The sequence below is a fragment of the Flavobacterium aquicola genome (assembly GCF_003385115.1).
Taxonomy (GTDB): Bacteria; Bacteroidota; Bacteroidia; order Flavobacteriales; family Flavobacteriaceae; genus Flavobacterium; species Flavobacterium aquicola.
The window spans coordinates 383237-407632 of the sequence record NZ_QUNI01000003.1 but is presented as its reverse complement, the minus strand read 5'-3'; the positions used below and the strand labels follow the sequence as shown (position 1 = coordinate 407632).

The 24396-nt window shown below is 33.4% G+C and carries 24 protein-coding genes; 11 read left to right on the top strand and 13 right to left on the bottom strand.

Features of this window, described 5'->3' with window-relative positions; translation table 11 throughout:
• Nucleotides 1–4: 4 nt before the first annotated feature.
• Together rsmH and mraZ are read right to left on the bottom strand one after the other, a co-directional pair.
• On the bottom strand, nucleotides 5–913 hold the full coding sequence (gene rsmH, locus C8P67_RS06930) for a 16S rRNA (cytosine(1402)-N(4))-methyltransferase RsmH (protein ID WP_211319895.1): 909 nt from the start codon (nucleotides 911–913) through the stop codon (nucleotides 5–7).
• Entirely contained in the window at nucleotides 888–1361 is a 474-nt protein-coding gene (gene mraZ / locus C8P67_RS06925; protein WP_115811709.1) for a division/cell wall cluster transcriptional repressor MraZ, read from the bottom strand. The genes rsmH and mraZ overlap by 26 nt, the downstream gene beginning before the upstream one ends.
• 376 nt (nucleotides 1362–1737) lie before the next feature.
• On the opposite strand from mraZ, the gene C8P67_RS06920 reads away from it, so the two are divergent.
• Nucleotides 1738–2511: an alpha/beta fold hydrolase gene (locus tag C8P67_RS06920; protein ID WP_115811708.1), complete on the top strand. Its 774-nt coding sequence runs from the start codon at nucleotides 1738–1740 to the stop codon at nucleotides 2509–2511.
• 28 nt (nucleotides 2512–2539) lie between these two features.
• Complete coding sequence (gene yihA, locus C8P67_RS06915; protein ID WP_115811706.1) at nucleotides 2540–3160, top strand: ribosome biogenesis GTP-binding protein YihA/YsxC; 621 nt, start codon at nucleotides 2540–2542, stop codon at nucleotides 3158–3160.
• Nucleotides 3161–3246: 86 nt separating this feature from the next.
• Here the strand turns inward: yihA and gldC are convergent, their stop codons facing one another.
• Together gldC and gldB are read right to left on the bottom strand one after the other, a co-directional pair.
• Nucleotides 3247–3582 carry a gliding motility protein GldC gene (gldC, locus tag C8P67_RS06910; protein ID WP_115811705.1) on the bottom strand — a complete coding sequence of 112 codons (336 nt, stop codon included), beginning with the start codon at nucleotides 3580–3582 and terminating at the stop codon, nucleotides 3247–3249.
• Nucleotides 3582–4544, bottom strand: coding sequence for a gliding motility lipoprotein GldB (gldB, locus tag C8P67_RS06905; RefSeq protein ID WP_115811703.1), 963 nt, complete (start codon nucleotides 4542–4544; stop codon nucleotides 3582–3584). Before gldB ends, gldC begins: the two co-directional genes overlap by 1 nt.
• 200 nt (nucleotides 4545–4744) lie before the next feature.
• Here gldB and nadE point away from each other — a divergent pair, with 200 nt between their 5' ends.
• Both nadE and C8P67_RS06895 read left to right on the top strand, forming a co-directional pair.
• Complete coding sequence (gene nadE, locus C8P67_RS06900) at nucleotides 4745–5542, top strand: NAD(+) synthase (protein ID WP_115811701.1); 798 nt, start codon at nucleotides 4745–4747, stop codon at nucleotides 5540–5542.
• Nucleotides 5543–5631: 89 nt separating this feature from the next.
• Entirely contained in the window at nucleotides 5632–6261 is a 630-nt protein-coding gene (locus C8P67_RS06895; protein ID WP_115811977.1) for a response regulator transcription factor, read from the top strand.
• Here C8P67_RS06895 and dnaG read toward each other — a convergent pair.
• The 6 genes from dnaG to rlmN form a co-directional block, all read right to left on the bottom strand.
• Nucleotides 6258–8234 carry a DNA primase gene (dnaG, locus tag C8P67_RS06890; protein ID WP_115811700.1) on the bottom strand — a complete coding sequence of 659 codons (1977 nt, stop codon included), beginning with the start codon at nucleotides 8232–8234 and terminating at the stop codon, nucleotides 6258–6260. The genes C8P67_RS06895 and dnaG overlap by 4 nt on opposite strands.
• A 115-nt stretch (nucleotides 8235–8349) precedes the next feature.
• A complete protein-coding gene (locus C8P67_RS06885; protein WP_245980385.1) occupies nucleotides 8350–9948 on the bottom strand; it encodes a hypothetical protein in 1599 nt (532 codons plus the stop codon).
• Between the two features lie 37 nt (nucleotides 9949–9985).
• Nucleotides 9986–10702, bottom strand: a complete 717-nt coding sequence (locus C8P67_RS06880; RefSeq protein WP_115811698.1) for a hypothetical protein — start codon at nucleotides 10700–10702, stop codon at nucleotides 9986–9988.
• A complete protein-coding gene (locus C8P67_RS06875) occupies nucleotides 10689–11249 on the bottom strand; it encodes an RNA polymerase sigma factor (protein ID WP_115811696.1) in 561 nt (186 codons plus the stop codon). Before C8P67_RS06875 ends, C8P67_RS06880 begins: the two co-directional genes overlap by 14 nt.
• Before the next feature lie 217 nt (nucleotides 11250–11466).
• Nucleotides 11467–12444 carry a polyprenyl synthetase family protein gene (locus C8P67_RS06870; protein ID WP_115811694.1) on the bottom strand — a complete coding sequence of 326 codons (978 nt, stop codon included), beginning with the start codon at nucleotides 12442–12444 and terminating at the stop codon, nucleotides 11467–11469.
• Nucleotides 12445–12563: 119 nt separating this feature from the next.
• Nucleotides 12564–13607, bottom strand: coding sequence for a 23S rRNA (adenine(2503)-C(2))-methyltransferase RlmN (gene rlmN, locus C8P67_RS06865; RefSeq protein ID WP_115811692.1), 1044 nt, complete (start codon nucleotides 13605–13607; stop codon nucleotides 12564–12566).
• A gap of 580 nt (nucleotides 13608–14187) precedes the next feature.
• Between rlmN and C8P67_RS06860 the strand changes: the two genes are divergently transcribed.
• The 7 genes from C8P67_RS06860 to C8P67_RS06830 all read left to right on the top strand — a co-directional run bounded on the left by C8P67_RS06860 (nucleotide 14188) and on the right by C8P67_RS06830 (nucleotide 20929).
• Nucleotides 14188–14751 carry a YceI family protein gene (locus tag C8P67_RS06860; protein ID WP_115811691.1) on the top strand — a complete coding sequence of 188 codons (564 nt, stop codon included), beginning with the start codon at nucleotides 14188–14190 and terminating at the stop codon, nucleotides 14749–14751.
• 10 nt (nucleotides 14752–14761) lie between these two features.
• Nucleotides 14762–16189: a hypothetical protein gene (locus tag C8P67_RS06855; RefSeq protein ID WP_115811689.1), complete on the top strand. Its 1428-nt coding sequence runs from the start codon at nucleotides 14762–14764 to the stop codon at nucleotides 16187–16189.
• Between the two features lie 23 nt (nucleotides 16190–16212).
• Nucleotides 16213–16764 (top strand): hypothetical protein, encoded by a 552-nt coding sequence (locus C8P67_RS06850; protein ID WP_115811687.1) that lies wholly within the window; start codon nucleotides 16213–16215, stop codon nucleotides 16762–16764.
• A gap of 626 nt (nucleotides 16765–17390) precedes the next feature.
• Nucleotides 17391–17954 (top strand): YceI family protein, encoded by a 564-nt coding sequence (locus C8P67_RS06845; protein WP_115811685.1) that lies wholly within the window; start codon nucleotides 17391–17393, stop codon nucleotides 17952–17954.
• A 6-nt stretch (nucleotides 17955–17960) separates the two neighbouring features.
• Complete coding sequence (locus tag C8P67_RS06840; protein WP_115811683.1) at nucleotides 17961–19352, top strand: hypothetical protein; 1392 nt, start codon at nucleotides 17961–17963, stop codon at nucleotides 19350–19352.
• Between the two features lies 1 nt (nucleotide 19353).
• Complete coding sequence (locus tag C8P67_RS06835; RefSeq protein WP_115811681.1) at nucleotides 19354–19908, top strand: hypothetical protein; 555 nt, start codon at nucleotides 19354–19356, stop codon at nucleotides 19906–19908.
• 379 nt (nucleotides 19909–20287) lie between these two features.
• Nucleotides 20288–20929 (top strand): O-methyltransferase, encoded by a 642-nt coding sequence (locus C8P67_RS06830; protein ID WP_115811679.1) that lies wholly within the window; start codon nucleotides 20288–20290, stop codon nucleotides 20927–20929.
• A 76-nt stretch (nucleotides 20930–21005) separates the two neighbouring features.
• On the opposite strand, the gene C8P67_RS06825 is transcribed toward C8P67_RS06830, so the two are convergent.
• The 3 genes from C8P67_RS06825 to C8P67_RS06815 form a co-directional block, all read right to left on the bottom strand.
• Nucleotides 21006–21569: a phosphatase PAP2 family protein gene (locus C8P67_RS06825; protein ID WP_115811677.1), complete on the bottom strand. Its 564-nt coding sequence runs from the start codon at nucleotides 21567–21569 to the stop codon at nucleotides 21006–21008.
• Nucleotides 21569–21967 carry a Sec-independent protein translocase subunit TatA/TatB gene (locus C8P67_RS06820; protein ID WP_115811675.1) on the bottom strand — a complete coding sequence of 133 codons (399 nt, stop codon included), beginning with the start codon at nucleotides 21965–21967 and terminating at the stop codon, nucleotides 21569–21571. The genes C8P67_RS06825 and C8P67_RS06820 overlap by 1 nt, the downstream gene beginning before the upstream one ends.
• Before the next feature lie 161 nt (nucleotides 21968–22128).
• The gene (locus C8P67_RS06815) at nucleotides 22129–24378 is read right to left on the bottom strand and encodes a M1 family metallopeptidase (RefSeq protein WP_115811673.1); all 2250 of its coding nucleotides are present in this window, start codon (nucleotides 24376–24378) and stop codon (nucleotides 22129–22131) included.
• Nucleotides 24379–24396 lie beyond the last annotated feature (18 nt).

Sequence of the window (24396 nt, the reverse complement as noted above, 5' to 3'; positions counted from 1 at the left end):
TATATTACTTTTTCTCTGCAATTCTCAATTTTGCACTTCTGGCTCTGTTATTCAATTTAATTTCTTCATTATCTGGAACTATCAATTTTCCAACTGTATTAAAAGGAACAGAAAAATTACCATAAAAATCACGTTCTGGCTCCCCTTCGAACATTCCGTTTTTTATGAATCTTTTTACTAATCTGTCTTCTAATGAATGATAAGAAATCACGCTTAATCTTCCTCCCGGTTTCAAAATTTCAAGAGACTGCTCCAAAAACTCTTTCAAAACATCCATTTCCTGATTAACCTCAATTCGGATCGCCTGATAGATTTGTGCCAAAATTTTATTTCTAAGTCTTTCTGGTAAATATTTAGCCAAAACTTCTTTCAATTCTTCAGTAGTTTTAATTGGGCTGTGCTCTCTGGCTTCAATAATTGTTCTTGATAAAGCTGGTGCATTTTTCAGTTCTCCATAATCATAAAAAACCCTGCGTAAATTGGCATCATCATATTCATTAACAACTCTGTAAGCATTTAAGTCATTCTTTTGACTCATTCTCATGTCCAGCCCTGCATCAAAACGGGTCGAAAAACCTCTTTCGGCCACATCAAACTGATGAGATGAAACTCCCAAATCTCCCAAAATGCCATCCACAGCTTTCACGCCATAAAAACGCATAAATCTTTTTATAAATCTAAAATTCTCGTTAATCAATGTAAATCTTTCGTCTGGCAAAGCATTTGCTAAAGCATCCTCATCCTGATCAAAAGCAAATAATTTTCCATCAGGCCCCAGCCTTCTCAATATTTCTTTTGAATGACCGCCACCGCCAAAAGTCACATCCACATAAATCCCATCAGGTTTTATATCCAAACCATCCACTGTAGGATGAAGCAAAACAGGATTATGATATTCCATTGTCGTCGTCATTTAAATTACCCATTACTTCTTCGGCTAAATCTGCAAAATCAACATCTGCACCGTCAATTGATTTTTCGTACAAATCTTTATCCCAAATCTCCACAATATTAACTGCAGAAGAAAAAACTACATCTTTATCAATGCTGGCAAAAGTCACTAAGTCTTTAGGAACCAATAACCTGCCCAGTGCATCTATCTCTACTACCTTTACACCAGCGGTAAAACGGCGAATAAAGTCATTGTTCTTTTTTACAAATCGATTAAGTTTGTTGATTTTTTTCATCATCAAATCCCACTCTTCCATAGGATACAATTCCAGACAGGGCTGAAAGACAGAACGCTTCAAAACAAAACCGTTTTGAAGCGAGGAAGCCAACTGCTTTTTTAAAGGAGCTGGTAATAAAACCCGTCCTTTAGCATCGACTTTACACTCATATGTTCCTATAATTGTGTCCAAGTGAATTTGTATTGAATTGTATTAAGCAAAAATATATAAAATTTTACCACATTTTACCACAATATACCACTTTGTTAATAAGTTTAACCACTTTTGACCAAAAACGCTTAGTTTATAGACTATCAGAACGTTAGCCGTAAAATTGAGATTTTGTAAGAAAGCGCGAGATTTACTAAAAAGGAACCATTCCTTATTATTAATGCATACTCTTAAAAGATTAAAAAGAATACCAGATAACCGTTAAAAAAGCAATAAAAAAAAGAATTCGCACCTTAGGATAGATGCATAAGAATAAAAGGTTAAAAAAAAGCCACTAAAATTATTTTTAATTTTTTTAACCATATATTTGTAACAAATTGAAATTGTCATTTAAAACATGGAAAAATATTACAAAAAAGAAGGCAAATACGGATATTACGAAGCAGGCGAAGGAATTCCGATTGTTATCTTACATGGTTTAATGGGAGGACTTAGTAATTTTGATGCAGTAGCCAATTATTTTTCTAATAAAGGATACAGAATTATCATTCCCGATTTACCTATTTACACACAAAACATATTAAAAACAAATGTAAAAAGCTTTGCAGTCTATGTAAAAAACTTTATTACGTTCAAAAAATTAGACAGAGTAATCCTTTTAGGAAATTCACTTGGAGGACATATTGCATTGTACCATACTAAAATGTTTCCTGAAAAAGTATCCGGACTAGTTATCACAGGAAGTTCAGGACTTTATGAAAGCGCTATGGGAGACAGTTACCCAAAAAGAGGTGACTACGGATACATTAAGAAAAAAGCCGAAGATGTATTTTATGATCCAAAAATAGCAACACCAGAACTTATCGACGAAGTATATGCAACTGTAAATGACCGTATAAAATTAATCAAGACTCTGACTATTGCCAAAAGTGCAATTCGTCACAATATGGCCAAAGATTTACCAAAAATGCATGTACAGACTTGTATTATATGGGGGAAAAATGACCAAGTGACACCGCCGGATGTAGCCGAGGAATTCCATAAATTATTACCAAATTCGACTTTATACTGGATTGACAAATGCGGACATGCCGCTATGATGGAACAGCCGGAAGAATTCAATGCACATTTGGAAGACTGGCTTACTCACACTCATTTAGCAGAACACTAATCGATCGGAGAATTTTATACTCAAAAACATGAAAATTAATACAGCCGAATTCGTTATCAGCAACTCTGATGTGAGTAAATGTCCAAAGGATTTTTTGCCTGAATATGCTTTTATCGGCAGATCGAATGTTGGTAAGTCTTCATTAATAAATATGCTGACTAACCAGAAGAAGTTAGCAAAAACTTCGGGAAGACCTGGAAAAACACAGCTTATCAATCATTTTTTAATCAACAGCAATTGGTTTCTTGTCGATCTGCCAGGTTATGGATATGCTAAAGTTTCTAAAAAAACGAAATCAATTTTTCAGGAATTCATAACTGATTATTTCGAAAATAGAGAACAGCTGGTTTGTGCTTTTGTCCTAATTGACATTCGTCATGAAGCACAGACGATCGATGTTGAGTTTATGTCCTATATGGGCGAAAGCGAAATCCCGTTCTGCATTGTTTTCACCAAAGCTGATAAAATCAGTAAAGTAAAAATCGACTCACATATTGCTGCTTACAAGAAACAAATGTTTGCCAACAATTGGGCCGAAATGCCACAATATTTTGTAACATCATCAACAGAATCGATAGGAAAAGAAGAATTGCTAAACTATATTGACGAAGTTAATCAGGAAGTTTTTAAAAACAATTCAGAGTTCTAAAAAAGTTTAATTACATATAAAAAATCCCAAAACTGCATTTTTTTTGACAGTTTTGGGATTTTTTTTGTTTCCAAAAATTTCGAAAACTACTTTTTCAATTCTAATTTTTCTGCAAAATAATCACAGAAATCCAGCATTGTATCCGACATTTTTTCATCATTTGTAGCTCTTTTAAAAGTTTCAGCCATTGACACTAACGTTTGGTGAAAGAAAATTTTCATTTCATCCACAGGCATGTCTTTTGTCCACAAATCAATTCGCATACTTTCTTTGGCTTTGTGATCCCAAACATTAAGCATTATTGCTTTTGATTCTGAAAGCTCTATACCGCCGTCTTGGGCTGTCCAGAAAAGTTTTTCCGGTACGCGGTTTTCATCTAATTCTACTAAAAATTTAATTTCTGAGGTATTATCTTTTGACATTATTTCTTGGGTTTGTATTTTGATTTTTCAAAAATTTCTTTGGCATCAAGTTTCAAAAGCTCATCTACCTTAACATTATTATTATTTTCCATGTAAGACCGTACTATCTGCCAGCCAATCCATACTCCTACTCGTCCTGGAGAATCATTATCAATTTCTAAGTAAAATTTAGAAAACGGAGATGGATCAATAAATCGAGAAATAAGTCTCTGTTCATCACTATAAAGCATTTCTTTTTCAATAAAATAACGCCAAATATAGCTCTCATTTTCCTGACACCAAACTATCTGCTCTGGAGTATATCCCATTTTTTCAGCATCGGTATATTCTGGAAGCAAAATATCTTTCAAATAGAGCTCTTTACCAAAATAAATCATTTGTGACAATAAGTTTTTCTCAGTAGGAGGCGCAATTTTACCAGTAGAGAAACTACTCACCAAATCTGGCATCATTTGTCTTTCTTCAAAATTCTGCCTGATATATTTCGGAAAAGTATAAAATTTATGGTTTGCACCCAAATACAATTCTAATGAAATGATTACCAAAGAATCTGCATAAATGGCTTTATTTGAATAATTCATATCCGAAATTAAAGTAATCACTTTCGGTGTTTTGGTTTTCGGAAAATAATATTTCATATGCTGTACCAAAGCTTCAACACCATTTTGGATTTCCCCAGTTGAAGGATATTTTTTTTGAACTTCAGCGTATACTTCTCTCCATATAGGCTCATTCATTTTATTCACCCAAACAGTATCACTAATGTTCGGTGAGAAAAAATAAGGATATTTCTTTTTTAATTTAGATAAATCTTTTGGAGAAGTTTCAAAGAATTCCTTATCAAAACGCTCTACCTTAATAGTTTTAACTGGTGTTTCTTCGATAGCCTTTTCGACTTTGCTCTTTTGGTCACAGGATATCAAAAGCAAACTGCAAACTATCGTTAAGAGAAATATTTTCATATATATTTTTATTTATTATCAGTTTTCAGAGACATTTAGAGAATAATTCACAAATCTTCACAAGATTTTTCAACCTAAACCAAACATCCTCTATTCAATTCTATTATTTTATTTAAATTTGTTACCAAAGAGTAATTAGATAACACTGCACTCATTTTTTTTGCAAATATACATCCCTCTTTTTTAAAACTTAAACTATTATGACTAAAAAAAGAACCTTACAAATCGAAAAAGTAAATACACATATTGTAGAATGGCTAAAAAATTATGCTGAAAATTCAAAGGTTAATGGATTTGTTATAGGAATATCTGGCGGTGTAGATTCGGCAGTAACCTCAACACTCTGTGCACAGACAGGCCTAAAAGTTGTATGTGTTGAAATGCCAATTCACCAAGCTCCCAGCCATGTATCCAGAGCCAGAGAACATATTGAGCAATTAAAAAACAGATTCCCAAATGTAACTAATGCGGTAGCCGACTTAACTTCGGTTTTTGAAACTTTCAAAAAAGAAGTTCCAACAACCAGCAATGAAGCTACTGTAAATTTATCTCTTGCTAATACCCGCGCACGTTTGCGCATGACCACTTTATACTACTTTGCAGGTATTCATGGTTTATTAGTTGCTGGGACAGGAAACAAAGTAGAAGATTTTGGAGTTGGTTTCTATACCAAATATGGAGATGGTGGCGTTGATTTGAGTCCAATAGCTGATTTAATGAAGTCTGAAGTATATCAATTAGGGACTTATTTGAAAATTCCTGACTCTATATTAACGGCTGCTCCAACAGATGGATTATTTGGTGACGAGAGATCTGATGAAGATCAATTGGGTGCAAGTTATGACGAATTAGAATGGGCAATGGAAGTAAATGATTCAGAAACAGACACTAACACATTCTCTGAACGTCAAAAAACCGTATACGAAATTTACAAAAAACTTAACAAAAACAACCAGCATAAAATGAATCCACTACCAGTTTGTATAATAAACTGTTAAAAAAAAATAATTTGTCCGAAAAAGCAGACTTATATCGATATATTTTTTTAAATTTGTTGTATTCAAAAACAATCCTAAAACTAAATACCATGATTAAAGTTTGTTTAGCAGATAACTATCCTGTAGTACATTTTGGAATAAAATCGTACTTCAAAGACCATTCAGAAATCTCCATTGTAGCCAATGTAGGTAATTTTGCAATGGTAAAAGACATCCTTCTTAGTAAAGAAATAGATGTGCTTGTATTGGACCTAGAACTTGAGGGCTTATCAAGTATTTTCGAAATCAAATCGGTTTTGAAAAATTTTCCAAAAACAAAAATCGTTTTTTACAGCGGTCTTTCAGAACAGATTTACGCTCCAAATGCTATTAAAGCAGGAGTTTCTGGATTTGTTCACAAAACTGAAAAGCTGGAAACTTTGGGTCAGTCGATCATTAAAGTGAACCAAGGCAAAATCATCATGAATGAAGCCGTTATGAAAAACATTGCTTTGATTGCAAAACAAAGCAAAAGCGAGCGTTTGTACAGAAAACTTTCCAATCGTGAAGTTGAAGTATTGCGTTATTTAAGCGATGGAAAGAAAAACCATGAAATCGCTGAAATCTTATCGCTTAACGAAAAAACAATCAGTACTTACAAACTACGATTGTTGACTAAATTAAACGTTACGAATCTAGTAGATTTAGTAAATAAAGCTAAAACTTTAGAAATCGTTTAACTGTAGCGTGACATTACTCTTCCTAATTTTTTTGAAAACGAATTAATTAGTTTGTAGTAATCCATCGCCATTGACATTGACTCTGTATTATCTGAACCTGGTTCATTTGATACAGAGTTTTTTAATTCATCTATAATTTTATCTACCAGATACCAGCGCATTGTCAAAATAGTTTCTGACACATATTGACTAATAGTCTCATTTTTAGTCTTTGGAATAATATTCTGCCCTATCCAGTTATGGAGTACCAATCTTTCATCTTCCATTAAAATATCGGTCACTTCCTGAGCAAAATCGGAATTTAACTGCATCAGATATTTTTCAAATTCCAAATTTTCATTCTGCAGAAAATATTGAATTAAGTCATTAAAAATATCGCGGAACAAAGGATTTGCAAGTTCTACCTCATCTTCCTGCAGACTCAGATAAATCCTCTGGTAAACCTTATATTCTTTCATCTCGGTTACAGTTTCAATTTCACCGGATTCATTTGTTCTTAAAAAGACATCTTCAAATTCTTCCGTTTTATTTCCATACAACAAAAGAATTTCAATAATTTTTCGCTCCAAGCGGTACAAAACATCCACTTTTGCAGCTTGAACGGGGGCTTCATTTTTTACAACTTCAAAAGCTTTTTGTTCCTGTTTTGCTTTTTTCCCTACTTCGGCAACATCTTTTTGAACCAGCTGTGCCAAAGTACTTGTCAGAACCTGCTCGGAAATATCCATTATTCGAGAACATTCCTGAATATAAATTTCGCGCTGAATCCTGTCTGGTATTTTCGCAATACTGGCAACCATATCACGAATCAAATCTGCTTTCTTAATCGGATCGTTTTTTGCATCATTCATCAAAAGAGAAGCTTTGAACTGAATGAAATCTTTAGCATTTTCATCTAAATACGCTACTAAATCTTCATAAGAATTTTTTCTTGCAAAACTGTCCGGATCTTCTCCATCAGGAAAGCTGCATACTTTAACATTCATTCCTTCTTCGAGAATTAAATCAATTCCACGAATAGAAGCACGAAGTCCAGCAGCATCTCCATCAAATAGAACCGTAATATTTTTGGTCAATCTATTAATTAATCGAATTTGGTCTGGCGTAAGAGCTGTTCCAGAAGATGCAACAACATTTTCAACACCACTTTGATTAAACTGAATTACATCCGTATATCCTTCAACCAAAAAGCAATTATTTAATTTTGCTATAGATTGTTTCGCCTGATAAATACCGTAAAGCACTTTACTTTTATGGTAAATATCACTTTCGGGTGAGTTCAAATATTTAGCCGCTTTTTTATCATTAGTTAAAATTCGACCGCCAAAACCAAGCACTCTTCCCGACATACTCTGAATAGGAAACATCACTCTGCCCTTAAATCTGTCAAAAGGACGATCTTCTCTGGCGATTGTTAATCCGGTGCTTTCCAGAAATTCCATTTTATAGCCTTTCCCCAATGCTTCTTTCGTAAAAGCATCCCAAGTTTCGGGAGAATATCCAAGTGCAAATTTCTTTATCGTTTCAGCTGTAAAACCTCTTTCCTTGAAATAAGAATACCCTATAGCCTTTCCTTCTTCGGAATGCAAAAGTGTATTATGAAAATAATCTTTCGCAAATTCAGAAACCAGATACATACTTTCACGAACATCTGTATTTGCTTTTTCTGCATCAGTCTGCTCCGTTTCCTCAATTTCGATATTGTATTTTTTTGCCAAATACCGTATAGCTTCCGGATAGGTAAAATGAGAATGTTCCATCAAAAAAGCAACAGAATTGCCTCCTTTTCCAGAACTAAAATCTTTCCAAATCCCTTTGGCAGGCGACACCATAAACGATGGAGAGCGTTCATCCGAGAACGGACTCAGCCCCTTAAAATTACTTCCTGCTCTTTTTAACTGCACAAAATCTCCAATAACCTCCTCTACTCGAGCGGTTTCAAAAACTGTGTCTATTGTGGATTGTGATATCAATTTATTTCTAAGCTGCTAAGTTATTAAGTCGCTAAGTTACTATCTTTTTTAAAATAGTAACCCTTCCAGAGTTTGAAACTGAAAGGGTCCTTAAAAAAAACTAACTAAAACTTTTTTAATTAAAATCGAAACGAAGTCCCAATGAAATATTGTTTTGATCAACAGCATTGTTTTCAAATAAAGGCTGTAAATCATATTTTAAATAAATACTTGTTGCTTTATAACCGACATAAGTACTCAAACCGTAATTAAAATCATTTACATTAAAATTACCTTTTGTTTTTTGCTCCACGTCATTTCCGCTGGCATCATCAAAACAAAGAATCTGCTTGGATTTCACTCTAAAACCTGCATAACCGCCCAATCCAACTCTCACACTCTCGTGTGTTCTAAAATAATTAGCATTATCACGGATTTCCTTTTTAGTAAAATCAAACTCTAAATGCAGAGGTGCCATTATATATACATTTCTAAATCTGGATTCGTCCAAATGTACAGCACTTGTAACTAAATTAGTCTGTGCTCCATTTTTTTCAAAATAACGATCATCTGTTGCTCTTAGATTATTATACATCAATGACATCCCATATTTAAAATGCAGTAAATTATCTTCTTTCAAAATTCTAGTGTTAAAAGTAAATCCCCACTCATAAAAATGAGATTTCAAATATTTAAAATCGGAGTTGGCAACTTGCTTATCGGTTACTAAGTTATTTGCTCCAAACGCAAACACAAATTGTGAAGTCGTTCTTTTAGATTGGCGATTTTCTTTATCCTTTTGTCCATGATACACCTTCATCGATGTAAGATTAATTTCTGTTCCATTCAGGGCAATAGAATCATTACTACCACCAATTATGATACTTGTACCTCCTCTTTTTTTTGTATTTTCCTCCTCAACTTTTCCATCAACCTTATCTTGAACTAATTGATTTAATTTTTCTTCTTCAACAGCTATTTTAATGTCAATATTAGCTGCATGTTCTTGAGCTTTTTTTAATTTTAACTCATCTGCTCTTTCTTTAGAAATAGAACCATTTGCAACTTGTTCGTCTAAACCTTCAATATCAATTTTTAACGCTTTTTTTTCATCGTCAGAGATCTTTTTAATTTGATCGCCAATTGCTTTTGCTTTTGTTTCAAATGAAATTACTTTGTGCTCCCTCCCTTTATTCGAACCAGTTTCAGGAACATTATCATCAACCACTTCAAGTTTTACATCTTTAAACCCAACCTTACCAGTTCCATCTAATAAAACACCATAAGAAATTGATGTTGCTTCCTTTGGCACAAATAAAACAATTTCATATTTTGTCCAATCAGTGAATCCTTTTATGGGCCTGTTTTGCATGTTATCGAAAGCAAGCACACGAGCATCATAATAATCAACCCTCATCCAAAGTCCAGCCCAAGATTTCACATCATCACTTTTGACATAACCAGACATTTTTACAGTTTTCCCCGTATACAAATCAGTTTTGGCGGTTTTCATAAGAGTTCCAAAACCATTAATTTTACTTTGAACTGATTTAATTGTAAAAATGTTTTGATCACTGGATTCAGGATTTTTTTCAAGATTCATCTCATATTTTGGTGACTCAGACTGCCAATAACTCCAGTCCAAAACATGTTTATAGCTGCCTTTCTCCTGGGCACTTAATTTAGTCGCTAAGGCAACTATCGTTATTATTGTAAACAACATAATTTTTTGCATGATTTTCGTTTTTTGATTGATGATTGACGATTTTGATTTATTTTTCGTAATTCCTATTAACTAAAACAGTTTTTACTGCATTTAATTTTTTATTAAATCTGTCCAAAGCTGATTCTCTGTAAGATTGATTTAATTCAGTTTCAGCATTCAGCAATAGATCATTTGGATTTACAGAAATAGCTTTTCTGGTTTCAATAGTTTCGTTCGTAACTTTTGCTTCAAATTTAGTATTACTGACTTCTGCTAATAATTGTTCAGCTGAAATGTATTTATTTTTGGCTGTCGGCTGGTAATTCTTGTCTTCAGAAGAATTAACCATAGCACTATCTTCATTTAAATTATTGATAACTGGAAGTTCTTCTTTATTTTTGAGTTCATTAAGCTGTTTTTTAGGCGCGTTATTAGAAGCCACAACTGTTTGTTTCTTCGTTAGTTTTTTTTGAATTTTCTCATGCAAAACGCTTTTGCTGATTACATTCAGTTCCTCTAAATGATTTACATCTGTTTTTTGTTCAAGAACTATTGGCAAATCCTTATTCACTTTTACGCTTTCAAAACGATTAAAATAAACCGTACTAACCAATAAAAACCCTAAAACACCTGCTGCTGCATAAAGCCATCTAAAATTGCGTTTTGGTTTCTCATCTGTAGCATCAAGCAGTGCTTCTAATTTGTCCCACGCCATTTCTGAAGGTTTTATTTTCCGAGAATTTAATTGCTCCTTGAATTCTTTTTCAATTTTATTCGGTTCCATAACAATAATTTTTTAACTTATTAATCTGTTCCTGCAACATCTTTCTCGCATGGGCAAACTGAGATTTTGAAGTTCCTTCATTAATTCCCAGTATATCAGCAATTTCTTTGTGCTTATACCCTTCTATGACAAATAAATTAAAGACTATTCTATAACCTTCTGGCAAGCTGTCTATTAAACTTTGAATATCTTCGGTAGAAAACTGAATATCTGTTTCATTATCTGCTTCTTCAAAACCAACTGAATCTTCTATAAAATGAACCTTTTTTTGAACCCTAATAAATGAAATGCACTCATTAATCATTGTTCTTCTAATCCAGCCTTCGAAACTTCCTTTGTGTTCAAACTTCCCTAAATTGACGAACACTTTCATGAAAGCGGTAATCATAACATCTTCGGCCAATTGTAAATCCTTAATATACTGCCGGCACACACTTAACATCTTTGGCGAGTATTTGGAATAAATCAATTGTTGTGCCTGTCGGTTGTTTTTGACAGCCAATGCAATTATTTCATTTTCTTCCTGATGTAAATTAATTACCTTCAAAATCGTTTAAAAAGTGTTTCTATAAGTATAGACGAGAATCAACCCAAAAAGGTTGCATGGGTTTAAAAAAAAATTGCAATTTCAAAAAATCAATGGCAATGAAAATAGCAATTACACCAGTAATGGCAATAAAAAATTAAAACTCAATAGTAATTAATTTTTGAAATTGCTATTGCATTTTGATATTGAAATTGGTTTTTAATATTGATATTAAAAACTATTTCTTTCTTTCAATAACGTAGTTAACCATTAGAATAAGCGCCGCTTTATAGTCGGATTCGGGATAATCGTTCAGCAATTGTAGTGCTTCCTGCTGAAATTCTACCATTTTATTTTCGGCGTAAGCCAAACCATTATTGTTTTTTACAAAAGCAATCACTTCTTTGACTCTTTTTTTATCCTTATTGTGATTTTTTATCGAGTTGATAAGCCAGCTTTTTTCTTTTGGAGTACAATTATTAAGAACATGAATAAGAGGCAGTGTCATTTTTTGTTCTTTGATATCGATTCCGGTTGGCTTACCAATAGCTTCTTCAGAGTAATCGAATAAGTCGTCTTTTATCTGAAATGCCATTCCAATAAGTTCACCAAATTTCCTCATGTTCTCTACCTGAACATCATCCTCCGCAACAGACCGTGCGCCAAGAGCACAGCAGGCAGCAATAAGTGTAGCCGTTTTTTTTCGGATGATTTCATAATAAACATCTTCTGTGATATCAAGTCTTCGGGCTTTTTCAATTTGAAGTAATTCGCCTTCACTCATTTCTCTAACCGCTACCGAAATAATTTTCAACAAATCGAAATCACCATGATCTATCGAAAGCAGTAATCCTTTAGACAATAAATAATCACCAACTAATACAGCGATTTTGTTTTTCCAAAGTGCATTAATAGAGAAAAATCCTCTACGGCGGTTACTGTCATCCACTACATCGTCATGAACTAATGTTGCCGTGTGAATTAATTCTATTACACAAGCACCTCTATAAGTTCTTTCATTAACATCACCTTCTGAAACCATTTTTGCCATCAGAAAAACAAACATAGGTCTCATTTGTTTTCCTTTTCTATTGACAATGTAGTAAGTAATGCGGTTTAACAGCGCCACTTTGGAGGTCATCGATTCGTAGAACTTTTTCTCGAAAAGTTCCATTTCGTTAACTATTGGCTGCTTTATTTGTGTGGTAATATTCATTTAGATTCCAAATATACTATTTTAAAATAAAAACATTAAAAAAATTAAAATCAAAAAGGATCAAAAAGAGTTCTTATGTTCTTTTCAATCCTTTTTTTAATATTTCACTATTGTATTTCCTAAGCCTCTTTATTAGCCAATTGTCCACAGGCTGCATCAATATCCTTACCTCGGCTTCTTCTTACTTTTACAACTACCCCAATAGATTCCAGTGCTTTTATATAAGCATTTATAGTTTCTTCAGAAGCCTGCTGAAATTCTCCGTCATCAATTGGATTATACTCAATCAGATTGACTTTGCAGGGAACATATTTGCAGAACTTTACCAAGGCATCTATCGAAGCTTTGTCGTCATTGATTCCTTTCCAGACTACATATTCATACGATATTTTGCATTTTGTTTTTCGGTACCAATATTCTAATGCTTCACGCAAATCTGCTAAAGGGAAATTTTGGCTGAAAGGCATAATTCTGGATCGGATTTCATCAATTGCCGAATGAAGAGAAACTGCTAATTTGAATTTCACTTCATCATCTGCCATTTTTTTTATCATTTTAGGAATACCCGAAGTCGAAACCATAATTCGTTTTGGAGACATTCCCAAACCTTCTGACGAGGTAATCATTTCAATCGCTTTCAAAACGTTATTGTAGTTCATGAGCGGTTCACCCATTCCCATAAAAACAATATTCGACAATGGATGATTGTAATACAGTCTGCTTTCTTTATCTATCGCAATAACCTGATCATAAATTTCGGCGGGTTCTAAATTACGCATACGCTTTAACCTTGCAGTAGCGCAAAAATTACAGTCCAGACTACAGCCCACCTGACTCGATACACAAGCCGTTGTTCTGGTTTGAGTAGGAATCAAAACGCTTTCTACCACTAAACCGTCATGGAGGCGGACAGCATTTTTCACTGTGCCATCTTCACTGCGCTGCATTGTATCCACTTTGATATGATTAATAACAAAGTTATTCTCCAGCATAGAACGTGTCTGCTTGGAAACATTGCTCATGTCCTCGAAACTGTGTGCACCTTTACTCCACAGCCACTCATAGACTTGATTGCCTCGGAATGCTTTATCTCCATTGGATACAAAAAAATCCCTCAGCTGGTCTTTTGATAATGCCCGTATGTCTTTTTTCTCAATTTGCATGGCGCAAATTTAGTGACTATTTATTGAATAGCTGTTTTGATAACTGAATTTTAAATAATGTGATTCAAACAGACTCTGTCTTTTCTTTAGTTTAATTAAAATATCTCAAAATTTTAATTGAAATCTTTCATCTCAAAAAGTCACACAACCAGTTTAATATGTTAAAAAAACATTGACTTTGTTTTTCTTGAAAAGACATGCAGGAAATACAAGACAATTTGGCAGCAAAAGCAAAAAAAATTAAAAATTTGAGAACAAAAATAAACGCCCTTTAAAAGAGGAATTTATCTGTTATTCGAAACACACTTAAAGACCTTAAACTCCCTTATATACAGCACTTTAACATTATTTACTGTTAATAAAAACAGTGATAATAATAATAAAGAAAACGATATAGTCCAAAATTCACCTCTGAATGTTAAGAAATGTATAATTTTTATAGTTGAATTTACATGATTTTTATCATATCATCAGTTTTTAATCCATAATACATTTGTACAAGTAAAAACAAAGAAAGATTTTGAAATAAAAATCCAGATGTCACAGAAATGTTTTATTACAATTATTTTAAAAAAAAGTTATGAAATCAACACTTAAAACCATCACTGCTTCAATTGCATTATTTGCAATAGTCTTATCAGCAAATGCTCAAAAAAGCTACACTTTAGACGTAAAAACAAATTTTTCAGTACTAGGAACATCAACAATGCATGACTGGGAAATGAAATCAGCTTCAAGAACAGGAACGGCGAATCTTACGGTAACCGATTCTAAATTAACAGACATTAACAGCATTGACATAACGCTTCCTGCTGAAACTGTAAAAAGCGAGAAAAAAAGCATGGACAAGGTAGCTTATGAAACTTTAAAAACAGACAAATTTAAAAACATCAAATATGTTTTAAAATCTGCAGAAAAAGTAAATGAAACCACTTGGAATCTTACTGGAACTTACACAATTGCAGGAGTAAGCAAAGTACTAAAAACGCAAATAAAAACCGCCGTTACAAATGGTGTCGTAAATCTACAGGGGTCAAATAAAATAACATTTACCGAATTTGGCATGAAATCTCCGACTGCCATGTTTGGAGCAATAAAAACAGGAGAAGACTTAACAATAAAATTCAATTTAAACTTTAACTAATACCACTATCATGAGAAAAATTTATCTCTTAGCAGCAGGTTTATTATCTATGACCGCTGCAAATGCCCAAGTAACCTTTGGCGATATGCAAAATCAAATTTCAAGAAGCAAAGATGGAATCAACGTTTTTGATGTACAAAAAGATGACAGAGAATTTAAAGGACTCAGCGTTGATCTGGGAGGTGCATTCAATATGGATTTCCAGGCAATAAATTCATTCAATGACCAGCCTAACAGTTTTGGTGAACCTTCAAATATTACAGGTTACCAATTAATGAATACTGAAAACAATTTCGTGCTTCCAGCAGCTGATATGACTATTGCAGCACAATTGTTTGACGGGGTAAGAGTAAATCTAGATATTTACTTAGCATCAAGACACCACAATGAAACGTATGCAAGAGGAGGTTATTTACAAATTGACAAGCTGGACTTCATCAAAAAAGATTTCCTTGCTGACATCATGAAATATGCTACAATTAAAATCGGGCAAATGGAGAACAACTACGGTGATGCCCACTTTAAAAGTTCTGATAACGGAAGTACTCTTAGAAATGCATTCGTAGGAAACAACATCATGAATGCCTTTACAACCGAAATGGGTATCGAAGTATATTATAACAGAAATGGACTGGTAAGTATGTTAGGTGCTACAAATGGAAATTTGAATCAGGGAACTCAGGAAGTAATGTACCCAGCCGCTCCAGGAGCAAATACTGTAGTAAGCCCTACAGTTCTGGCTAAATTAGGTTATGACAAACAGCTTAACAAAGATTTGAGAGTAAGACTTACAGGTTCATTATATCACAATGCAAACTTAGGCAACTCAAACTTATATTCTTCATCTAGATCAGGATTTGGTTTTTGGGGAGTATTGAACAATAAAGCTTATAATAATCCAATTTATGTTAATCCTGCCTCTACTAAACCATCTGATTTACACACTGCTCCTGCTAATTACAATTCAAAATCTACACCAGAAGCTACCTTTGACCCTAGCTTTAAAAACTGGGCTACTTCATACATGATTAACCCATTTGTAAAATACCAAGGTCTTGAATTCTTTGGAACTGCCGAATTCGCTTCAGGAGGTGACAAAGCTGGTGTTGATGACAAACGTACTGTTACCCAGTATGCTGCAGATCTTGTGTACAGATTTGGAAAAAAAGAACAGTTTTATATCGGCGGAAAATACAATACCGTATCTGGAAAATTGTCTAATGCTGATGCAAAAGAAGTTACTGTAGACAGATTTGAGTCAAGTATTGGCTGGTTCATGACTAAAAACATTGTAGCAAAATTAAATTATGTTAGCCAAAACTATAAAGATTACTCCCAATTTTCAGGAGTCCAAAGTGCTACTAATGCTGCATACGTGAATAACTTTTACGGTGGTAAATTCAACGGTTTAGTATTTGAAGCAGCAATTTCATTCTAATACGGCATTTCATTCTTAAAAAGATGAAACAATTAGTTAATATAATAATGGGTTTAGCATTTTTCTTCATACTGGGAAGTGCTAGACCCATTTACTTTTTTACTGATTCCAATACCATAATTATTGACAAACTTGAAATAGAAATCCTTGGAAATTCCACAGTGGGAAAATTCAATTGTTCCAATTCCTTTGCTTACAGAGATACCATTTATTTGAACTCCACTAGCAAAAACAGCCTGAAGTCTGAAATCTCAATGAATAACTTTGAATGTGGCAACAGAATCATGAATAAAGATGTAAAAACCACAGTCAAAGCTACCCAATATCCAAGAAGCGTTGTTACTATAACCAACATAAAGCCATTTGGAATCAATTACAAATGCACCTTAAATTTTCGAATTACTGACAAAACTCTTTCTTTTCAAAATATGGTTCTGAAAAACAATAAAGAATCAATTGAAGGAAGCGTTGCAGTTAAATTTTCAGATATTGCTCTTGAACCTCCGACAAAAATGGGCGGTATCATTAAAGTAAAAGATGATTTTATAATTCATTTTAATTTACACAAAGGGTAATTTCGTAACTTCACATTTATATAAACCTAATAGAAAACACTGCGTTTTTTATTAGGTTTTTTGTTTTTAAATAAGTCTCAAAACCTTTTTTTTAGACGTTAAAGAGTTACCTTAAATTCTCTGCTCAGAAATTTAAAAATCCTTTAGTTTTTATAATTTCAGCATAAAAAAAATATTTAAAAGTATCGATGAAAGGACAGAAAACTGTTAAAACAGCAGTGAATATGTAATTAATTTGATTTTCCCTATGATATTTATCATTACTTTTATTAAATTTGTTTCTACCCAAATCAAAAAACACCTACAAACAGTACAAGTATTTTCAGTAAATGCATGAAGGAAAATTATCTTAATTAATTTTTAAAATTTAATATAATTACATTTTAATAACAAAAGAGCAACTATATCTTAAAGCAATATCAGTATTTTCGATAGTTACATAGAATGTTTTTTTTCAAAAAAAAGATATTAATATCCGATGCATGCAATTAATAAAATATTTTCTTTATTTGCATTAACAAGATTAAGCTTGCATTCATATTTATGAACGTATCTGTTTGTTAATTTAATTATAATATAACCAATATATTTTAACCGCAATTACTAACTAATATTTAAAAAAAATCATGAAAACACTTTTTAAAAAAATTTCAGCCGTTCTTGTAATGCTTGGAGTGGTCTTCACTGCAAATGCCCAAAAAAATTACACTTTAAGTGCACCATCAAATTTTTCTGTATCAGGAACTTCAACCATGCATGACTGGACAATGAAATCAGCTACAGCAACTGGGACAGCAAATTTAACTATAACTAATTCAAAATTAGAAAAGATTACCAGTTTATCAGTTACCCTTCCTGCCGAAACAATAAAAAGCGAAAAAAAAAGCATGGACAAAGTTGCTTATGAAGCATTAAAAACAAAAGCAAATAAAGACGTTAAATATGTTTTAAAGTCTGCCGAAAAAGTAAACGAAACCACTTGGAATCTTACTGGTACTTATACTATAGCCGGTGTTGCAAAAGAAATAAAAACACAGGTAAAATCAACTGTGGCAAATGGAGTTGTTTCACTTCAGGGATCCAATAAGATAACTTTCAAACAGTTTGGAATGAAATCTCCAACAGCAATGCTTGGAACAATAAAAACAGGTGAAGACTTAACTGTGAAATTTAACTTAAACTTTAAATAACCAACTATGAAAAAAATAATATTTTTATTAGCAGGAGCATTGTCCTTTACTGCCGTTAATGCGCAACAAGTATCTTTTAGAAAAATGCAGAATCAGATACCGAGGAGCAAAGACGGATTGAACGTGTTTGATGTTAAGAAAGATGACGTTGAGTATGAAGGTATGAGTGTTGATCTAGGAGGCGCATTTGCTATGCAGTTCCAAGGTTTAAAATCATTTAATGACCAAGAGCAAGGATCATATACAGCTTCAAACGGAGCAGTAATTACAAATTACAGACTTAACGGCCTGGAAAACAACTTCAATTTACCTGCCGCAAACTTGACTTTTGGTGCTCAATTAGCTGATGGAGTACGCGTGAATCTAGACCTTTACCTTGCTTCAAGACATCATAACGAAACATGGGTAAAAGGCGGTTATTTACAAATTGACAAACTGGATTTCATTCAAAAAGGATTCATGGAGGATATAATGAAATATACCACCATCAAAATAGGACAAATGGAAAATAACTACGGGGATTCTCACTTTAGAAGAACTGATAACGGTAACGCACTCCTAAATCCTTTTATTGAAGCCAATATCATGGACTCGTTCCAAACTGACATGGGAATGGAAGTATACTACCAAAGAGAAGGCTTAGTAAGCATGATTGGTATCACAAACGGTAAATTAAATCAAGGTGTTGCCGAATTTGTTTCTGAATCTGCAACTCCAACCTCTCCAAACCAAAACACAACAGTAAGTCCAACTATATTGGCAAAACTTGGATACGATAAACAATTAGATAAAGATTTGAGAGTAAGGATTACAGGATCATATAATCATAACGCAAACATGAGTTCAAACCCTTGGGGATCAGACAGAGCCGGAAGCCGTTATTTTGGGGTTATGTCTCACCAAGACTATAACTACAACGCAATTCCTGTACCAAACAACTTTGACCCAGAGAAAAATGCTACAACAGGCAGATTCAGTCCTGGATACGGAAACTGGTATACAGCATTTATGGTTAACCCATTTGTAAAATACAAAGGGCTTGAATTTTTCGGAACACTTGAATTTACCAGCGGTGGAGATCATAAAGGAACTGACGAAACCCGTAAAGTAGATCAATACGCTGCTGATTTAGTGTACCGATTCGGGAAAGAAGAAAAATTCTATGTAGGAGCTAGATACAATATAGTATCAGGTAAATTGTCTAATGCCACAAGTGAGGTAGAAGTAAACAGATTTGAATCTAGTTTAGGCTGGTTTATGACTAAAAATATTATTGCTAAATTAGCCTATACAAACCAAAATTATTCTGACTATGCACAATACGGCACAAACAGCTTAAACGATTTGTACGGCGGTAATTTTAATGGAATAATGTTTGAAGCAGCCATCACTTTCTAATATGAAACAAAAAATAATTTTTATAGTAACAGGTTTAGCACTTTTCCTTTTTTTAGGGAGTGCTAAACCCATTTCTTTGTTTACAGACTCAAATACTATAATAATTAACCAGATAAAAATAGAAATTCTGGGAAATTCCACAGTAGGCAAATACAAGTGTAACTGTCCGCATCCTTTCAGAGACACAATTTATTTAAACTCGGCTACAAAAAACAGTTTAAAATCTGAAATCTCAACTAACAATTTTGATTGTGGCAACAGGATTATGAACAAAGATCTAAAAACGACAATCAAAGTGAAGGAATTTCCAAAAAGTACTGTCACCATAAGCAACATAAAGCCTTCTGGAAACAGCTATAAATGCAGTTTAAATTTACGTATTACTGACAAAACACTTTCATACCAAAACCTCAGCCTCACCAATACAAAAGAATTTCTTGATGGAACTGTAGCTGTAAAATTTACCGATTTAGGACTTGAACCACCAACAAAAATGGGTGGTGTCATCAAGGTAAAAAATGAGTTTGTAATTCATTTTGTCCTATATAAAATATAAATTCTATTTTCAATTACACAATATAAATCCTAAAGACAATGTGCTCTATTGGGATTTTTGTTTTTAAAACAGATTCTAAAAAACTGATCCTAAAAAGGACTCTCAACCCAAACAATCGTTATATCGAATATTTTTCAAAATTTGGAGCTGTTTCCAGCTATCCGTTACAATCTTTTATTTTTTAAAGGAAAAAATAAAAGGATTTCCACTGCTATCTGGGCTATGATTTTGATTTTCATAAGAACTTTTCAGGTAAAAGTGAATCTTTAAATGATAATAATTCGTTTTGGACCAAATACTGCAAATATAAAATCAAAATACAACTCCTTTTTTATAAATGTTAAATGAATAACTTTGCATCAAATTCAATAACGAACAAATGCATTTCATTTCACAAGATTTAGAAGATTATATTGAGCAGCATTCTGAAAAAGAACCTGAATTATTAGCTGCTTTAAACAAAGAAACCTATCAGAAGATATTATTACCGCGAATGCTGAGCGGCCATTTTCAGGGCCGTGTTTTGAGCATGCTGGCCAAATTGATCCGGCCTGTGAATATACTGGAAATTGGTACTTACACTGGTTATTCAGCTTTGTGTTTATGTGAAGGCATGCAGGAAAATGGACAGCTGCATACCATTGACATTAAGGAAGAATTAGTTGATTTTCAGCGCAAGCATTTTGACAAATCGCCATGGGGAAAACAAATTGTACAGCATCTGGGCGAAGCCATTGAAATTATTCCCAATCTGGATTTAAAATTTGATTTAGTTTTCATAGATGCAGACAAAGAAAATTACCTTAATTATTATGAAATGATTCTTCCAAAAATGAATAAAGGCGGTATAATCTTATCGGATAATGTTTTGTGGAGCGGTAAAGTACTTGAACCAATACACCCAAATGACAATAGCACCAAAATTCTAGTAGAATACAATCTGCTTCTTAAAAATGACCCAAGAATAGAAACTGTTTTACTTCCTATTCGTGATGGCCTGACTGTTAGCAGAGTTTTATAGAGGAAGATGTACAGAAACATAACGATAAATAATTTCTAAATCGAGATGAAATGCAGAACTGAAAAAACTGCTTAATTTATAGTGGAAAATACTTTATCTGAGTAAATTGGTATCCTTTAAACATAAGATATCCCAAAATAAATCCGCACAGATACCCTGAAAGAATGTCCAGCGGGTAATGCAGGCCCAAATAAATACGGCTGTAAGCAAAGATTAACGGCCAAAGAAATAATAGTCCAAAATACTTAAACTGCTTCTTAAATATAGAATATAAAAAAGTCGCAACAGCCATAGTATTAGCCGCATGTCCAGAAAAAAAACTGAAAGAACTACGCGATTGAACTACTCTTATAATAGTGTTTATTTCGGGATTATTACAAGGTCTTGCACGTTGAAATGTATATTTGAAGAGGTTTGTAATTTGGTCGGTAGCCAATACAAGAACGGCTACAAATAATAATAAATAACCTGTTTTCCTGAGACCTAATTTAGTATAAATGAGATAAAATAATAGTAAAAAAAAGGGAATCCAATTGACTTGTTTGGTAATAATCAGCCACAATGCGTCATATCTTTCGGATCCTAAACTATTAAGATAAATAAACAACTGGGTATCTAAAGCAAGTATTTTTTCCAGCATTACATTTGGCGTTTTACTGGTCCTGTTATATCATCTAAAATTGAGGAACCATCTTGATTTGTTGTACCGCTCGCTACACTTTCTTTTGTTTTATTGAGTTCGGAAGTAAAAGTATCTTCAATGCCATTAAATGCACTAGATGTATCACCCAAAAGACTATTTTTAGCTTTATTAATTTCCGAATTAATACCGCCTGTCAATTCATTCAAGGTCTTTTGATCAAAACCATTGGCTTCGGCTCCTTTTTGAATTTCACTTTTGATATCGTTGGTTGCATTTTTAAGCTGTGCCATTGCTTTCCCCATTGTTCGCGCCATTTCTGGAACTTTATCAGATCCAAAAAGCATCAATACGATAAACATAATAAAAACTAATTCGCCTCCTCCTATTCCAAACATAATTTTTTCATTTAATAAAGCAAAGATATTAAATTTTAAAACTTTGTCTTTTAAAATTGTCTTAAAAAAAGAGACGCTAATTTTCTAAGGTTCTAAGCTTTTTTTAGCTTTCAAAATCTTAGAAACGCAGCGTCTCAGAAAATTAATATCGTATTTCTTAATTAATCAAACTTTGATTTTACTTCTGCTTTCGGCCATGTATTATTTGTTACATCAATATCGGCAGTTTCTAATTTTGGATCAATCTGAATTTGTTTAATAGCTTTTGCAACAGCATAAACTTTCTTAGCAGTCACATTATTTTTTCTCCAGATCTGTGCTGGATATTTGTAATTTTCTACAGCTCCATCTTCATAAGTAATTTGGACAATAATCGGCATTGGCATTCCTCCCGGCTTATTGAATTCTACTTCATAAAAGTATTTAGGGTTTTTTAAATTCGCTTTTTCCTCTGGAGTAATATTCTGATCAACATAAACTGAAAGCAATTTTACTTCTTCCAGCTTCAATGATTTTTTCGAATCGGGATTTAATTCTGCATTATCTCCAGCAACCAAATATACAAATGGTCCCTTTTCTGTACCAAAACGTTTTTTATTAATTTTAGCATCTTTCAAAGCTACAGTTGGAGTTTCGGTCACATAATACTGTTTTACATCTTTGATTCCAATATCTACGAAGTCTGTAGTATAAAACCAGCCTCTAAAAAACCAATCCAAATCAACAGCAGAAGCATCTTCCATTGTTCTAAAAAAGTCCTCCGGCGTTGGATGTTTAAACTTCCATCTGTTTGCATACATTTTGAAAGCATAATCAAACAGTTCGCGCCCCATAATAGTTTCTCTTAAAATATTAAGACCCGTTGCTGGTTTGCCGTATGCGTTATTTCCAAATTGATGAATGCTTTCAGAATTTGACATAATAGGCTCTAAAAAATTTTGATCGCCGCTCATGTAAGGAACAATATTTTTGGCTGGACCACGACGGGAAGGAAAATTAGTTCCTAATTCCTGCTCTGCCATATATTCCATAAATGAATTCAATCCTTCGTCCATCCAAGTCCATTGGCGCTCGTCTGAGTTAACAATCATTGGAAAAAAGTTATGCCCTACTTCGTGAACCACAACACCAATCATTCCGTTTTTTACTTGTTCACTAGTCACTCCATTTTCATCTGGACGCCCAAAATTCCAGCAAATCATAGGATATTCCATTCCCTGATCTGCAGCCGAAACTGATACTGCTTTTGGATAAGGATAATCAAAAGTATGGGAAGAATAACTTTTCAATGTATGCGCAACTGTTTTTGTCGATGTTTCTCCCCAAAGCGGATTAGCTTCTTTTGGATAAACCGATTCAGCCATCACTACTTTATTACTCAACTGAACTGCCATAGCATCGTAAATGAATTTTCTAGAGCTGGCAATTCCAAAATCCCTAACATTCTTAGCGCTGAATTTCCATGTTTTTTTCTTGTCTGAAAATCCTTTTTCTGTTATTTCAGCTTCTGCCTGAGTTACAATAACCACAGGTTTATCAAAAGATTTCTGAGCCAATTCATATCTTTTCACCTGCTCAGCAGTAAAAACTTCGCTTCTATTGAGTAATTCTCCGGTAGCATCTACAACGTGATCTGCAGGAACAGTTATATTGACATCGAAATTACCGAATGGCAAGGCGAATTCACCGCCACCCCAAAACTGCATATTCTGCCAGCCCTCAACATCATTATAAACAGCCATTCGAGGATAAAACTGGGCAATAACATATAATCTATTTCCATCTTTTTCAAACAGTTCATAGCCAGAACGGCCATTGCCAGTCTCTTTTTGATAGTTATTAATATTGTACCACCATTTTATAGAAAACACAAGTTTTTCACCTGGCTTCATAGGAGTAACCAAATTGATACGCATCATAGTCTGATTGATGGTGTATGCCATTGAGTTTCCTTTCGAATCTTTTACGTATTCAATATTAAAGCCGCGTTCTGGATCCTGTTTTAGATATTCCTCTGTAAATTTAGCAGGAGTTAAAACGGCTTCTATTTTTTTATTTTCAGCTAATGGTGACTGAGAGTTTTTCGCACCTTGATTTTGATCCAGCTGTATCCACAAATACTCCAGATTATCAGGCGAATTATTGTAGTAGGTAATTGTTTCAGAGCCACTCAATTTAGCTTTCTTATCATCAAGTTCTACATCAATCTTGTAATCAGCCTGCTGCTGATAATATGCAGGGCCAGGCGCACCTGAAGCTGTACGAAACATATTTGGCGTTGCCAATAAATCATACATTTGACTAAACTTGTTAGTATCATACTTACTTCCTTCTTTAACGTTAGGAGTAACCACTTTTTCTTGTGCCAATAAAACAGTTGGAAGAATAAATAATAGTGAAAATTTTCTCATAAATTATTACTAGAGTTG

Excerpts from the sequence above, each read along its gene's own strand:
- C8P67_RS06835 (WP_115811681.1), top strand. The coding sequence starts at position 19,354 with ATGAAACAAAAAATAATTTTTATAGTAACAGGTTTAGCACTTTTCCTT.
- gldB (WP_115811703.1), bottom strand. The coding sequence starts at position 4,544 with ATGAAAATATTTCTCTTAACGATAGTTTGCAGTTTGCTTTTGATATCC.
- C8P67_RS06920 (WP_115811708.1), top strand. The coding sequence starts at position 1,738 with ATGGAAAAATATTACAAAAAAGAAGGCAAATACGGATATTACGAAGCA.
- C8P67_RS06870 (WP_115811694.1), bottom strand. The coding sequence starts at position 12,444 with ATGAATATTACCACACAAATAAAGCAGCCAATAGTTAACGAAATGGAA.
- gldC (WP_115811705.1), bottom strand. The coding sequence starts at position 3,582 with ATGTCAAAAGATAATACCTCAGAAATTAAATTTTTAGTAGAATTAGAT.
- C8P67_RS06845 (WP_115811685.1), top strand. The coding sequence starts at position 17,391 with ATGAAAACACTTTTTAAAAAAATTTCAGCCGTTCTTGTAATGCTTGGA.
- C8P67_RS06885 (WP_245980385.1), bottom strand. The coding sequence starts at position 9,948 with ATGCAAAAAATTATGTTGTTTACAATAATAACGATAGTTGCCTTAGCG.
- nadE (WP_115811701.1), top strand. The coding sequence starts at position 4,745 with ATGACTAAAAAAAGAACCTTACAAATCGAAAAAGTAAATACACATATT.
- C8P67_RS06895 (WP_115811977.1), top strand. The coding sequence starts at position 5,632 with ATGATTAAAGTTTGTTTAGCAGATAACTATCCTGTAGTACATTTTGGA.
- C8P67_RS06850 (WP_115811687.1), top strand. The coding sequence starts at position 16,213 with ATGAAACAATTAGTTAATATAATAATGGGTTTAGCATTTTTCTTCATA.
- C8P67_RS06830 (WP_115811679.1), top strand. The coding sequence starts at position 20,288 with ATGCATTTCATTTCACAAGATTTAGAAGATTATATTGAGCAGCATTCT.
- C8P67_RS06820 (WP_115811675.1), bottom strand. The coding sequence starts at position 21,967 with ATGTTTGGAATAGGAGGAGGCGAATTAGTTTTTATTATGTTTATCGTA.
- C8P67_RS06840 (WP_115811683.1), top strand. The coding sequence starts at position 17,961 with ATGAAAAAAATAATATTTTTATTAGCAGGAGCATTGTCCTTTACTGCC.
- rsmH (WP_211319895.1), bottom strand. The coding sequence starts at position 913 with ATGACGACGACAATGGAATATCATAATCCTGTTTTGCTTCATCCTACA.
- yihA (WP_115811706.1), top strand. The coding sequence starts at position 2,540 with ATGAAAATTAATACAGCCGAATTCGTTATCAGCAACTCTGATGTGAGT.
- rlmN (WP_115811692.1), bottom strand. The coding sequence starts at position 13,607 with ATGCAAATTGAGAAAAAAGACATACGGGCATTATCAAAAGACCAGCTG.
- C8P67_RS06815 (WP_115811673.1), bottom strand. The coding sequence starts at position 24,378 with ATGAGAAAATTTTCACTATTATTTATTCTTCCAACTGTTTTATTGGCA.
- C8P67_RS06855 (WP_115811689.1), top strand. The coding sequence starts at position 14,762 with ATGAGAAAAATTTATCTCTTAGCAGCAGGTTTATTATCTATGACCGCT.
- C8P67_RS06825 (WP_115811677.1), bottom strand. The coding sequence starts at position 21,569 with ATGCTGGAAAAAATACTTGCTTTAGATACCCAGTTGTTTATTTATCTT.
- C8P67_RS06860 (WP_115811691.1), top strand. The coding sequence starts at position 14,188 with ATGAAATCAACACTTAAAACCATCACTGCTTCAATTGCATTATTTGCA.
- C8P67_RS06880 (WP_115811698.1), bottom strand. The coding sequence starts at position 10,702 with ATGGAACCGAATAAAATTGAAAAAGAATTCAAGGAGCAATTAAATTCT.